The sequence below is a fragment of the Streptantibioticus silvisoli genome, from assembly GCF_027947535.2.
Classification (GTDB): Bacteria; Actinomycetota; Actinomycetes; order Streptomycetales; family Streptomycetaceae; genus Streptantibioticus_C; species Streptantibioticus_C silvisoli.
The window spans coordinates 1-13,164 of record NZ_JAAGKO020000048.1; the positions used below are offsets into that span (position 1 = coordinate 1).

Below are 13,164 nucleotides of genomic sequence, written 5' to 3' on the forward strand. Positions count from 1 at the left end.
CCACAGCCCCCTCCCCCGGCAACCCCCTACCCTCCGTGTGCGAATCGGCGCCGCGGGTCCGCTCGCGGGGGTGCGGCGTGGGAATCGTGCCGGGGTGAGCATTCCGGTGAGCCGGTATTTCCTGGGGTGCGACAGCCGTTTTTCCCCTCTTGCCGGAAAGCATGATGATATTCGGCGCGGTGGGCGATTCAACGCCGTTGCAAAAGACCGCAGTTGAGGTCCGCAGTGGTCGCGGGCCGGAAATCCGGAAAAATTTCGGACCCCGACGCATACCTTTGCGCGGGCTGGAAAGAACAGCTATTGGGCCCGTCCGGTGCGCATCCCCCGTCGCACCGGGCGGGCCTTTCGCTTTCCGAAAGCAATGGGCTGTGCATCACGGAGAGTCACCGTATGAGATGCGGCGTACCCCCACCCGGCCTACGCTCTCGCCCATGACCATCGACCGGCGCACGATGTTGCGCGGTATGGGCAGGACGGCCGCCGCAGGCGCCATCGGCGTGGCACTGGCCGCCACTGTCGCCGTCCGGCAGCCGCAGCCGCGCGCGGTGCGGCACCTGGGCGCCCGCCGGGTCGTCGACCACTGGGCGGCGCCGCATCCGGACATCGTCCCGCGGACGGCGTGGCACACGGACGCGGTGCGCACGCACGGCCGGCCACACCCGTGCGCGCCGGACATCAAGGCGGTCTTCGTGCACCACACCGACAGCGGCAACGACTACTCGCGCGAGGACGTGCCGCGGATGATCCAGTCGTTCTACGACGACCACATCGAGGGCAACGCGTGGGACGACATCGGCTACAACTTCCTGGTCGACCGGATGGGCACGATCTACGAGGGCCGCGCCGGAGGCATCGACAACGCCGTCATAGGCGCCCACACCCTCGGCTTCAACGTCGGCACGGTCGGCATAGCGGCCATCGGCAGCTTCGGCCCCGCCATGCCGGCGCCGGACGCGATGCTGGAGTCGATCGCCCGGATCGCGGCGTGGAAGCTCGGCATGTACGGGGTCGACGCCCGGGCGCGGACCGTGCTGGTCTCCAGCAACGACGGCGCCCGGTACCGGCGCGGCGCGCGCGCCGTCTTCCACACCGTCTCCGGCCATCGCGACGGCTACCAGACCACCTGCCCCGGCGAAGCGCTGTACGCCCAGCTGCCCGACGTACGGCTGAGGGCCCGCCGTCTCCAGGGTCGCGCGGCGCCGGGCGTGCCGGGGTGGACGATGCGCGCGGCGGTGTGAGCGGCGGGCCGCAGCCCGGTGGAGACCGGGTCGAAGGCCGGCGGGGAGGCCGGCCACAGCGGGGTGTCCGGTGGGCGCCGGACGGGTTCAGGTCATCGCTTACCGTGCGAAAATAGGTGCTACACACGCGAACAGGCCGCGCGACAACGCGGACAGGCCAGGCCGCAGTCATCACCGGAGGGTGCCATGTCACGCCCCAAGGAGTACGAACTGACCTTTCCGCACCCCGGGCAGGACGATCCGGACCGGGTCGTGGTGCACAGAACCGGGTCGTCGGGACCGGGCGGCAGCGAGGTCTACACCGACGAGAGCGGGATCGTGCGGGCCGAGATCAGCGACGAGGGCGAGGTGCGGATGATCCAGACCGGCGGTCGCCAGACCACGATCCGGCCCTCCCGGGCCCGGCCGCTGGGATGACCCCGGCGGGTCGCCGGGCCCGCGGTCCGGCCGTCCCCGAGCCGGCCGGAATCGCCGCCGCGACCCCTCCCACCTCAGCGAACGTCCCCGTCGGCCGCCGGGCGCGCCCGCCACAACATCCACACCTCCCCGGTCCTGCTTTCACGCAGGGGACACAGACTTGCCCCCATCCCGCCGGGGGCCGCCGATAGATTGATCGGACGCCCGGCCGCTCCGGCGGGGACCCAACGGGAGGGAGCGCGGCCGGACATGGACCAGTGCCCGTTCTGCTTGAGCCACCTCGCCGGCGCGGCGACCTGCGCCACCTGCGGGACGGTCGCCCAGTTCCCCTACCAGCAGCAGTTCGAGCAGCAGGCCGGCCAGCCGCAGCACGTCCCGTACCCGCAGCAGGGCGGCCAGGGCGGCTACGCCCCCTACCCGGCGGGCCAGCAGCAGCCGGGTTACCCGCAGGACCCGATGGTCGTCTGGCACCAGCCGCAGCCACAACAGCAACAGCAACAGCAACAGCAACAGCAACAGCAACAGCAACAGCAACAGCAACAGCCCCAACCTCCGCAGGGCTACGGGCAGTTCCCGCCGCAGCAGGGGCAGCAGGCGCCCGGGGCCGCGTACGGCGGGCACCCGCAGGGGCCGGGGTACGGGCAACAGCAGCCGGGGCAGCCGTTAGGGCCGCAGGCCATGGCCCCGCAGGGCGCGCCGCTCGACGCGACGACCGTCCTGCCGCAGGCCGGCGTGCCGGGCGGACCGCGGTACGGCCCGCCCGGCGCACAGCATCCCGCCGCGCGGACCGGCGTTCCCGGCGCGGGCGGCCCGCAGGAGACCGCGGTCCTGCCGACCGCGCCCGGACCGGACCCCGCAGCGGTGCCCGGCCCCACCGCCGAGGGCACACCGGCGCCCGGTGCCGGCGCCGACCCGTACAGCGATCCGTATGACGATCCTTACGGCGATCCGCCCACCGCGGCGTTCGACGCCACGTACGACGAGCCGTACGCCGAGGAAACCGAGGACCCCGAGGGCGCGGTGGACGGGCCGGACGACGACCCGGACGGCATGGCGCCGGCGGTGCCGCTGGGCCACGGGGACGGGCGCGGGCGGGGCCGGGGCCGGCGCGGGCGGTCCAAGCGGCGGACGCTGAAGATCGTGGTGTGCACCGCGACCGGACTGATGCTGGCGGGCGGGCTGATCACCACGCTGTCCGGCGACCCGTCGACGGCCGGGCCTGCGCAGGACCGCGAGGGCTCGGCGCAGGCCGACGCCCTGTCGGCCTCCGGGCAGACGGACGCGCCGAGCACCTCCACGGGGGCCGATCCGGCGTCCACCGAGCAGAGCGCCGGGGCCGGCGGCGCCGGATCGTCGGCGTCGGCGAAGCCGTCCGCCAGCAGCAGCGCGTCGGCCACGGCGAAGCCGAAGCACACCGCGGCCCCGCGTCCCAGCACCGTGCCGACCCGGCCGGTCAGCACACCGACCCAGGCCCCGCCGCCCACGCAGCCCGCGACGCCGCCGCCGACCCAGCCCGCGCAGCCGTCGCCCAGTCACCAGCCGCCGCAGACCTGCGTCGTCCTGTGCTGGTGACCGGCGGCCGGTGTCAGGCGGCGACGTCCTCCAGGCGGAAGCCGACCTTCAGGCCCACCTGGTAGTGCTCGACGCTGCCGTCGTCGGCGATCTGGCCGCGGATCTCGGTCACCTCGAACCAGTCGAGGTTGCGCAGCGTCAGCGACGCGCGCTGCACGCCGTGCCGGATCGCGGCATCCAGGCTCTCGGGCGAGGTGCCGACGATCTCGGTGACGCGGTAGGTGCGATTGCTCATGGCTCCACTCCTGGGGTCCATCCGCCGCCGGACCGCTCGCCGGGACAGCGGTCGGATCATCGTGTCGGCAGACGTATCACCCCGGCAGGCGTCCTATGCCTGCCGGGGCGTTCCGCTACCCGGGCGGTCCACAGCCGCGACGCCGACGGCGTCCCGGGCGCGGTCAGCGGGAGGCGGCCTTGTCGAGCTGGAACGCCTCGTTGCCCAGGCCGATGCGGCTGTGGACGCTGGGGCGGGCCTGCTTGAGGACCAGGCCGAGGACGACGCCGGCCAGTGCGGCGGCGCCGACGATGCCGGGCAGCACCCAGCGCATCGGGGAGTGCGGGTCGGCGCCCAGCAGGACGGCGAAGTCCTTGACGGTGAAGAACGCGATGACCAGCAGCGCGATCCCGGACACCGCGGCGGCCACCAGGCGCCAGGCCTGGAAGCGGACCGCGCCGCGCCGCACGAAGAACGCGATGACGGCGGCGCTGGCGGTGGCCATCAGCAGGATGACGCCGAGCGCGCCGACGTTGCCGCCCCAGGTGAACAGGTGCAGCACCGGCACGGTGGGGTCGGAGTCGGGGTGGTGGTCGGTGACGGCGAAGGCGCCGACGACCAGGAGCGAGACGACGCTCTGCAGCAGCGAGCCGGTGGCCGGGGCGCCGGTGCCGCGCGCGGTGCGGCCGAGGGCGGCGGGCAGCAGGCCCTCGCGGCCCATGGCGAAGGCGTAGCGGGCGACCACGTTGTGGAAGCTGAGCATCGCGGCGAACATGCCGGTGACGTAGAAGCAGTTGAGCACGTCGACGAAGGTGGTGCCGAGCCGGGCCTGGACCAGGGTGAACAGCAGGTTGGGGCCCTGCTTGCCGGCCAGGGCCACGATGTGCGAGGGGCCGGCGGCCACCGTCAGGGCCCAGGCGCCGACGACGAAGAACAGCGCGACGAAGCCGACGGCCAGGTACATCACCCGGGCGACCAGCACGTTGGGGCGGTTGGTCTCCTCGGCGTAGACCGGGGCCTGTTCGAAGCCGACGAAGGCGGCGACGCAGAAACACAGCGCGGTGCCGAGGCCGGCGCCGGTCAAGGTGGCGGGGTCGAAGGCGTGGAAGGAGACGCCGCCGGGGGCGGGCTTGGCGATCTGGGCGACGTCGCAGATCAGCACCATGGCGACCTCGACGAGCAGCAGGACGCCGAGGACCTTGGCGTTGAGGTCGATCTTGAGCCAGCCGAGCAGCGCGACGACCACGACGGCGGCCATGGCGATCACCCACCAGTGCACCGCCAGGTGCAGGTGCTGGGCGAGCAGCCCGGAGACCTCGAAACCGAAGATGCCGTAGATGCCGACCTGCATGGCGCTGTAGGCGACCAGCGCGACCAGCGCGGCGCCGGCGCCGGCCGTGCCGCCGAGGCCGCGGGCGATGTAGGAGTAGAAGGCGCCGGCGTTGTGCACGTGCCGGCTCATCTCCGCGTAGCCGACGCTGAACAGGGCCAGGACGACGCCGAGCACCACGAACAGCAGCGGCTGGCCGACGATGCCCATCTCGCCGAAGGTGGTCGGCATGACGCCGGCCACCACCATCAGCGGCGCGGTGGCGGCCAGGACCGACAGCAGCAGGCCCGGCAGGCCGATCCGGTCGGCCCGCAGTCTCCTGTCCTGTCCGAGGTAGGTGGGTATCTCGCTGGTGCCGGTGGCCATGGCGCTGGACTTCCCTTTCGGATACGGGCGGTTGCGGGGCGGCGCGGGCTCAGTGGGCGCCGAGCGCGGCGTCCCGGGCGGCGCGGAACGCCTTCTTCGGATCGCGGTCCGGGTAGGACCAGGGGGCGTGCGTGACGTGGCCGCCGATCCGGCTGATCAGGGCGGCGGCCTCCGGCAGCCGCCCTTCGAGGTACTTGGCGTGCGCGAGGTAGTTCAGGTCGATCTTGTGGCGGGGGTGGCGGACGTCCTCGCCGTCCCATTCCAGCCACCAGTCGAACGCGGCCTTCATCACCTGCCGGGCCCGCCGGGTGCTCCAGTGGCCGCAGGCGGCCGGGTCGGACGGCAGCAGTCCGGCGCCGGCCAGCACCCGGTAGCGCTCGGTGTGCGCGATGACCGGCAGGACGGCCAGCGGGGAGTCGGCGGGCGCCTGTTCGGCGGCCCAGGAGGCGAAGTCGTAGACCTCGTGCAGCGGGTCGTCGGCGTCGCCGCTCTGGTGCTCGGCCAGGCAGGCGACCATCAGGTGGTGGGCGTGGTGGTGGTCGCGGTGCCGGGCGCGGACCTGGTCGAAGGCGCGGGCCCGTTCGTCGTCGGTGCCGGTGCGACGGGCCATGATCAGCGTGCCGAGCCACGGGGTGGGGTCCTTCGGCGCCATCCGGGCGGCGGCCTGGCAGATCTCCCGGGCGGCGGACGGGGTGGCCCGGCCGCGGACCGCGAGGAAGACGGTGGCGACGCCGAGCAGTGTGACGGCGTCGGCGCTGTCCGGCTCGGCCAGGCGCCACTCCTGCGCCCAGGTGGCGCAGGCGGGGTGCTCGGCGAGGACGACGACGCGGTGGCCGCGGCGGTCCCAGTCCTCACCGGTGCGCGACAGCAGGGTGCGCACGTCGCTCCAGCGGCCGCGCAGCAACGAGTCGCGAGCGGCGGCGAGTTCGGCGTCGTCGAGGGCGGGGTCGGGCGCCGGGCCGTCCTTGTGGCGGGAGAGCCCGAGCCGCGGAGGCGTCATCGCCGGGCTCGTTCCATGGCCGCACGTCCCCTCCGGAGGCCCTCCGCGCTGGGGAGGCTCCGTTCACTGATGCACACTCATGCGATCACGCACAGCCAAGCGTTAGGCGGCGGGGCGCGTCAAGGGTGGCCGAAGACAGACCGGTTGACCCTCCACACGAGGGGGGAGATACGTAGACCCGGTGGGGAGCGGGCGAAGAGACCGAGCCGCAGTTCAAGGCGGGACCAGGGCCCACGCCCTGAGCTGCGACTACCCCCGTGAACGACGACCGGGGCCTGGAACGGGCCAGGAGCTCCGCCGCCGTTGCGGCTGATCCTCCGGCAGGCATCGACGTGTTGTCAAGTATACTTTCAGTTACCGGAGTTCGGCGGGGCCGGAAACCGGCCAGGGCCCTTGCCCGGCCGTGAGCGGCGCTGGAAGAGTTGGGGCGACGGTGATCACCCGCGTTCACCGCGCCCTGCGTCCGGAAGTGAGCGATGGCCGAATGAGCGTCAGCAGCGGCGGTGAGCCGTGCGCCGGGGGTCCGGCCCTCCGGCTGCGCACGCTGTTCGACGGCGTCCACCCCGCCGGGCGCGGCCCGTGGACCGCGCGGGAGACCGCGGAGGCCACCGGTGTGCCGGCCTGCCTGGTCAACCGGCTGTGCGCGGGCACCGCGACCGCCGACGACGATCAACTGGCCGCGCTCGCCCGGCACTTCAGGGTCCCGGAGAACTACCTGACGAGCGACGGCGCCGAACACCGGGCCTGGCGCCGCACCGCGCGCCGGCTGACCCTGCTGTTCTCCGACATCTACCCGGCCGGCCGCGGCCCGTGGACCCACGAGGAGGTCGCGCGGGCCAGCGGCGTGCCGGTGGAGGACGTCCGGCGGATGTGCGCCGGCGCGCCGACCGCCGGGGATACCTTCGCCGCCCGCCTCGACCAGTTGTGCCTGCGCATCTCACCGGTGACCGGCCGGCCGTACTCCAACCGCGAGGTGGGCGCGGCGGTCGGCAAGTCCGGCCAGTACATCGGCAACCTGCGGGCCGGGGTGAACGAGCCGGGGCTGCCGGTGGCCACCGAACTGGCCAAGTTCTTCGACGTGTCCGTCTCCTACTTCGTCAACGGCCCCATCGCCCTGGTCGCCGGCCACTTCCGGGTCGCCGAGGTCTACCTGACCGCCGACGACGACTCCCCGGCCGTCCGGGAGATCGAGGACTCCCTGCGCACGCTCATCGCCCTGCGGGACGAACGGGTCCAGCAGGTGGTGGGACGCGTGCTGGACATGCGCTGGCCCAACTGATGGTGTTCACTTCCCCGCGGGCCACCGGCCTGCCCGGTCCCGCGCCGGCGACCCCGCGGACCCCGGCCCGCGGGACGCTGTTACGGCGGGGGCCGCTCGCGGCAGCCGGCCCCGGGCGGCGCCCGGTGTCCACTGTCGGTGCCGCGCACTAGCATCTTGCTCGGCCGGTCCACTTCCGGCCGAAACGGTCAAGTCCCGTGAGGAGAAGGGCAGATGGGCATCAGCAGCGACCGGCGCCGCGCCCGCAGGCTCATCCGCCGCAGGCTGTCGCTGCCGCAGGGGCGCCCGCTGACCCTGCACGACCTGATCGCGGCGGTCTCCGCGGCGCGCGGCGGCAAGCCGATCGAGGTGGCCCGGCAGCGGCTGGCACCGCGGGTGAGCGGCTTCTGCGCGGTGCGCCCGGACCGGGACGTCATCGTGGTGGACGCCTCCGCGCCGCGCTTCCTGCAACTGGTCATCACCTGCCACGAGTTGTTCCACCTGCTGCACGACGACGCCCCGCAGCACGGCGCCCCCATCGACCAGCGCACCGCGCGGGCGCTGATGCCGGGCATCGGCCAGGACATGGTCGACATGGTGCTGTTCGGCCGCTGCCTGGAGGCCGGCGCCAGCCCGGACGACGTGGAGCGGCTGGCGGAGGTGGGCGGCACCGAGCTGATGCAGATGCTCGACCTGACGCCGGGCGCCGCGGCCACCGGGTCCTACACCTCCGCGCTGGAGAGCCGCAGGCCCGGTGTCTGAGCGGGCCTCCGACATCGTCTACCTCGTGGTGGTGCTCATCGGCTGCGCCAGCGCGGCGGTGAAGGCCTCGGCGCTGCGCCGCGGGTTCAGCGGGTCGCTGGTGGTGATCATCTCCTGCCACGTCGCGGGCATCGGCGCCTTCGTCAGCGCGACGCCGGCCGTCTACCGGGTGATCGACGCGCTGGCCGGGCGCACCGGTCTGGCGTCGCTGGTGGCGTACTCGTTCATCATCCTGTTCAGCGCGCACGCGCACCTGCTGGCGATCATCTGGGCCGCCGAGGTGCGCGGCGGCGGGACACCGCGAAGGCGGGTGACCGCGCTGGCGGTCTGCTACGCGGTGATCCTGGCCGCCATGACGGCCACCTTCCTACGGGCCGGGCTGACCGGGCCGGACCATCCGCTGACGTTCAACGTGACGTTCGCCGGCCGGCCGGAGGTGGTGGTCTTCCTCCTGGTGTTCCTGGCCGGCCTGTCGTACTCGATGCTGTCGGCGGCCTGGGAGTGCCGGCGCGGTTCGCGCACCGACAACCCGCGACTGCGCGGCGGGCTGCGGACCATCTCGCTGGCGTCGCTGTTCATCTTCGGCTACGTGGTGTTCGCCGGCCCCTCGCTGGCGGCGGCCGCCTGGGGGTGGCACGGCCTGGACCGGCTGACGGACCTGGGGGCGCTGTCGGGCACGGTGGGCGCGTTCATCCTCAACTGGGGGTTCAGCGGGCACGCGGTGCAGGTGTGGTGGCGCGACCGCAGCGACTACCGGCGGCTGCGGGTGCTGTGGGAGACCGCCGTGGAGGGCGCCGGCCGCACGGTGGCGCTGGCGCCGCCGAGCCGGCTGGTGGAGCGCTGGTCGCTGCTGAGCGCGGGCGCCTGGCTGCTGATCCGGCGGCTGGCCGACATCTGCGACGCCGAACGCGCCCTGTCACCCTGGATGGACCCCGCCCTGGCGTACGCCGTCGAGGCGGCGGCCGGTCCCGGGGGCCGGCCGGAGGAGGTCCGGGCGCTGGCGTCGGCGGCGATGCTGCTGGACGCGGTGCGCCGCCGCGGTGACGGCGAGCCGCCGGCGTTCCGTTCGCTGCCGCGGCCCGACGACGTGGAGCCGGCGGGCGAGCGCACCCACCTGGTGCGGGTCGCCCGGGCCCTGGACCATCCCGTGGTGCTGGCGGTGCTGCGCCGGCCGGCGGCCGCGCACCGCGGCTGAGAGGCCGGCCGGGCGGTCAACCGCGCGCGGTGCGGGCGCTCCAGGCGGCGCGGGCCACCTGGGCGAGGGTGCCGGGGCGGGTGAGCAGGCGGGGGTGCCGTTCCATGGTGACGACCTGGAGGAACCGGCGGCCGACCTCCGGGTCGGTGGTGGCCAGCCGGTTGACCAGGTCGCCGTACCAGGCGGCGGCCCGGTAGCCGCGGGGGTAGGGGCCGTCGACGTGCGGCTGGGCGAGGTCGCCGAGGGTGGACAGCCCCCAGGCGGCGTCGACCACCACACGGATGCGCTCGAAGTAGCCGCGGGCCGGGCGGTCCAGGGGCGCGCCGGAGCGCAGGTGGGCGGCGAGGCAGGAGGCGTGCAGCGCGGCGGACGTCATGCCCTGGCCGTAGACCGGGTTGAAGGCGGCGACCGCGTCCCCGGCGGCGACCAGCCCGGCCGGGAAGCGGCCGGCGCCGAGGAAGTCGCGGCGCCGGCTGTCGGGGATGCGGTGCAGCCGCAGCGGGCCGAGCAGTTCGCGGTCGGCCACCTGCCGTACCGGGGCGGCGTCCACCGCGCGGCAGCGGGCGCGGAAGTCCGCCACGTCGGCGCCGGGGCGCCGGTGCGCGTAGCCGGCCAGCACCATCATCCAGCGGTCGCCCTCCACCCGGCCCAGCGCGGCGGTGTCCGGCTGCGGCAGGCCGGCCGGCGCGGGCCGGGCCATCGCGGTCAGCGCGGTGACACCGGGCAGTTCGTCGCCGCCCGCGAAGACCCCGGTGGCGTAGCCGAGGTCGATGCGCATGCGGTGCAGGGCCGGGGCGGGCCAGCCGCCCTGTTCCAGCCAGACGCCGAGCCGGGTGGAGCGGCCGGTGGCGTCCACCACGAGGTCGGCGCCGAGGCAGTCGCGGGCGCTCGCGCCGTCCGGGCGGTAGTGGGCGCCGGTGACGCCGCGCTGCCGGCCGGTGCCGACCGGGCCGAAGCGCAGGCCGTCGGCCCGGCCGCGCACCACGGTGACGTGCCCGATGGCCAGCACCCGCCGCCGCAGCACCGATTCGAGGTAGGGGCGGGTGGCGCCGAGCAGTTCGGAGCCGGCCACCGCGACCTTGCGGCGGCCGTCGAGGTACTGCACGGGTGGGGCGAGCGAGGCGCCGCCGGCCAGCAGTTCGGCGGTCAGGCCGGGAAACCAGCGTTCCAGCTGGGCGCGGCCCTGCGAGAGCAGCACGTGCAGATGGACGCCCTGCGGGACGCCGGGGCGTGCCGGGACCGGGCCGCCGGCCGGGCCGGGGGCGGTGTCGAGGGGGTCCGGCTCGATGATCACCACGCTGCGCGCGTGGTCGCTCAGCACCCGCGCCGCCAGCAGTCCGGCGACGCTTCCCCCCAGCACGACGGCTCTGCGCACCCCGACAGCCTACGGTGGGATCCTCAACTACCGTCGGCGGGGCGGGAGTACGGCGAGGCGGAGGCAGCGTTGGGCGGCTGGCACAAGGCACTGGACGCGGCGGGCATCAGCGATGTGACGCTGCGCGGCGACTACACGGCGCAACGGGAGCTGGTGACACGGTTCCGCCGCGAGCTCTACCTGGCCGCCCGGCTGCTGCTGCCGCCGGCGCTGCTGCCGGACGTGGTGGTGGCGATCGGGTACATGCACCACACGGACGGTCTGCTCGACCGCGGCCCGAAGGACGACCGGGCGCGGCGCTACCGGCAGTGGGAGGCCGCGGTGCGCGCCGGGCTGTCGGACGGCTCCAGCGATGATCCGCTGATACGGGCGCTGTCGCACTCCGTGACCCGGCGCCCGGCGCTGCGCGAGCGGGTGGAGACCCACCTGGCGACCGCCACGACCGACCTGGAGTTCACCGGCTTCGACACCGAGGCGGATTACCAGGGTTACCTCGCCGCCTACTCACTGCCGTCGTTCATGCTGGTGGCCGGGTTGCTGGAACCGGACGGCGGGTCGCGGGAGTTCGAGCTGGGCTGCCGGACGTACATAGACGGCGCGCAGCGGCTGGACTTCGTCAACGACCTGGCCGAGGACCTGGCGGACGGCCGGCTGATGCTGTCGGCGCAGGCCCTGCGGCGGTTCGGGGTGGACCGCGACGAGCTGGAGGCCGGGGAGGTCTCGGCGGGGGTGCGGCGGCTGCTGTCGGAGCAGTTGGCGCTGGCCCGCGAGCAGCTGGCCCGGGCGCGGGTGCTGGTGGAGCTGGCCGCGCCGGACGGCCGCCACCTGGTGCGGGCGCTGATAGGGCTGGACCTGCTGACGCTGCGGGCGGCGGCCCTGCGCGGCGGCGCGCTGCTGCGGGGCCCGGCCCACCCGCCGCGCCCGGAGGCGGTGGCGCTGCTGACGCGCGAGTGGGTCAGGGCCCGGCACTCGTTCCGCCGGTGAGGTACCGGGTCACTCCCACGACCAGCGGATGCCGAAGCGGCAGGGGCCGGCGGTGAGGGCGACGGCGTGGGCGGAGCCGGCCGAGTCGACGCGCAGCAGCCGTTCCTGCGGTCGCGACTCCAGGTCCGCGGTGCGGTAGGAGTGGCAGGAGGCGGGCAGTCTGGCCGGGTCGAAGTTGACTTCCAGCACGTACTCGCGCACCGGTACGTGCAGCGTGGACTCGATGTGCGTGGTGCACGGCTGCGGGGCGACGTGGTCCAGGGTGTACTCCACCAGGATCGTGTCCCCGCGCGACAGCGGCTGCTCGAACAGCACTTCCGCGACGACCAGGCCGCTGTCCGGCACCTCCACGACCCGGCCGGTGCGGCAGGTGCCGGCGGCGCGCACCACCGGCGGCGGGCCGGGCCGGCCGAGGCGGTAGACGGTGATCCAGCGGTCCGGTCCGTCGCAGTCGGCACGCAGCAACTGGCGGCTCCACTTGGAGCGTTCCCGCCCGGTGTGGTCGAGGTCGAGGCGGGTGTGGCAGCTGAGCCGGGTCAGGCTGGCGTCCCAGCGGGTGTCCACCCGGTCCAGGGCGTCGGCGACGTCGTTCCAGCTGGGCCAGACCTCGGCGAGGCCGGGGCGGGTGGAGGGGGCGGGCAGCCAGCGGCCGCGCGGGCGCGGGGGGCCCAGCAGGGCGGCGAGCGCGCCCTGCGGCAGCCGCAGGACGTCCTCGAGGGCGGTGAGTGCGGCCAGCGAGCTGGGCCGCTCGGGTCTGTTCCGGCCGGACTGCCAGGAGCTGAGCGTCGCTGAGGAAACGGTACTTCCACGGCGTCGCAAGCGGTCCTGTATGCGGTCCAGGCTCAGGCCGCGGGCGCTGATCGCGGCCCGCAGCGCGTCGGGGAAGGGTCCGGTGCGCAGGAGTCTGGCCAGGTGCGCGGGGACCGGGGAGCCGGCGGGGCCCGGCACGGCCGGCAGTGCGGCGCCGGGGGCCGAGGCGGCGGTGTGCGCGTCCGGCGCGGTGGACGTCTGGTGTTCGGCGGTGGGGACCGGTCTGGACTTCATGAGGACGGCCTGCCCTTTCCCGGCCTCCGGTCGCGCCGGACGCCAGTTCCCTCTCACGAACCCGCTCATCTCTGCACCGGGCACCCACAATGCTGCCCGGGGAGCATGATCAGGCCATCGTTGGCCAGGTGTTTTACCGTTTTTGACACGTTGTTGACGATTCCCGGCCGATCACCGGACCGGTTCGGTCCGGACCACCGGCCGTCGCGCGGAGCGCTGGATCACGCCCCCGGGTCGCCCTGGTGCGGAACGGCGACGCTGCCGTGAAGTGCCGCCGTGAACTGGGACGACGCGGCCGGCGTCCGCCGTGCCGCCACCGACGAGCCGTGGCGGGTCCGTGTCCTCACGCTCACGTGCGGTCGCGCCAATTCGCTCAAGTCTGAAGGAGCTTGCATGCCTTGCCATGTTC

The 13,164-nt window shown here is 74.3% G+C and carries 12 protein-coding genes; 7 read left to right on the forward strand and 5 right to left on the reverse strand.

Annotated features, from left to right (window positions below; all coding sequences use genetic code 11):
- The first annotated feature begins 431 nt into the window (after positions 1-431).
- From POF43_RS26525 to POF43_RS26535, 3 genes are all read left to right on the forward strand, one after another.
- A complete protein-coding gene (locus POF43_RS26525) occupies positions 432-1,238 on the forward strand; it encodes a peptidoglycan recognition protein family protein (protein ID WP_271314814.1) in 807 nt (268 codons plus the stop codon).
- Positions 1,239-1,424: 186 nt separating this feature from the next.
- Positions 1,425-1,655, forward strand: a complete 231-nt coding sequence (locus POF43_RS26530) for a DUF6296 family protein (RefSeq protein WP_271314815.1) — start codon at positions 1,425-1,427, stop codon at positions 1,653-1,655.
- Positions 1,656-1,904: 249 nt separating this feature from the next.
- On the forward strand, positions 1,905-3,227 hold the full coding sequence (locus POF43_RS26535) for a hypothetical protein (protein WP_271323587.1): 1,323 nt from the start codon (positions 1,905-1,907) through the stop codon (positions 3,225-3,227).
- Between the two features lie 13 nt (positions 3,228-3,240).
- Here the strand turns inward: POF43_RS26535 and POF43_RS26540 are convergent, their stop codons facing one another.
- From POF43_RS26540 to POF43_RS26550, 3 genes are all read right to left on the reverse strand, one after another.
- Positions 3,241-3,462, reverse strand: a complete 222-nt coding sequence (locus POF43_RS26540) for a dodecin (protein ID WP_271314817.1) — start codon at positions 3,460-3,462, stop codon at positions 3,241-3,243.
- Between the two features lie 163 nt (positions 3,463-3,625).
- Entirely contained in the window at positions 3,626-5,137 is a 1,512-nt protein-coding gene (locus POF43_RS26545) for an APC family permease (RefSeq protein WP_271314818.1), read from the reverse strand.
- Positions 5,138-5,186: 49 nt separating this feature from the next.
- Positions 5,187-6,137, reverse strand: a complete 951-nt coding sequence (locus POF43_RS26550; protein WP_271314819.1) for a hypothetical protein — start codon at positions 6,135-6,137, stop codon at positions 5,187-5,189.
- A 484-nt stretch (positions 6,138-6,621) separates the two neighbouring features.
- Here POF43_RS26550 and POF43_RS26555 point away from each other — a divergent pair, with 484 nt between their 5' ends.
- The 3 genes from POF43_RS26555 to POF43_RS26565 all read left to right on the forward strand — a co-directional run bounded on the left by POF43_RS26555 (position 6,622) and on the right by POF43_RS26565 (position 9,352).
- Positions 6,622-7,416 carry a helix-turn-helix transcriptional regulator gene (locus POF43_RS26555; protein WP_271323588.1) on the forward strand — a complete coding sequence of 265 codons (795 nt, stop codon included), beginning with the start codon at positions 6,622-6,624 and terminating at the stop codon, positions 7,414-7,416.
- A 213-nt stretch (positions 7,417-7,629) separates the two neighbouring features.
- On the forward strand, positions 7,630-8,157 hold the full coding sequence (locus POF43_RS26560; protein WP_271314821.1) for a hypothetical protein: 528 nt from the start codon (positions 7,630-7,632) through the stop codon (positions 8,155-8,157).
- On the forward strand, positions 8,150-9,352 hold the full coding sequence (locus POF43_RS26565; protein WP_271314822.1) for an MAB_1171c family putative transporter: 1,203 nt from the start codon (positions 8,150-8,152) through the stop codon (positions 9,350-9,352). Before POF43_RS26560 ends, POF43_RS26565 begins: the two co-directional genes overlap by 8 nt.
- A 16-nt stretch (positions 9,353-9,368) precedes the next feature.
- Here the strand turns inward: POF43_RS26565 and POF43_RS26570 are convergent, their stop codons facing one another.
- Complete coding sequence (locus POF43_RS26570) at positions 9,369-10,727, reverse strand: FAD-dependent monooxygenase family protein (protein WP_271323589.1); 1,359 nt, start codon at positions 10,725-10,727, stop codon at positions 9,369-9,371.
- Between the two features lie 69 nt (positions 10,728-10,796).
- Here POF43_RS26570 and POF43_RS26575 point away from each other — a divergent pair, with 69 nt between their 5' ends.
- On the forward strand, positions 10,797-11,711 hold the full coding sequence (locus POF43_RS26575) for a phytoene/squalene synthase family protein (RefSeq protein WP_271314824.1): 915 nt from the start codon (positions 10,797-10,799) through the stop codon (positions 11,709-11,711).
- A 9-nt stretch (positions 11,712-11,720) separates the two neighbouring features.
- On the opposite strand, the gene POF43_RS26580 is transcribed toward POF43_RS26575, so the two are convergent.
- Positions 11,721-12,755: a hypothetical protein gene (locus POF43_RS26580; protein ID WP_282698867.1), complete on the reverse strand. Its 1,035-nt coding sequence runs from the start codon at positions 12,753-12,755 to the stop codon at positions 11,721-11,723.
- Positions 12,756-13,164: the final 409 nt, after the last annotated feature.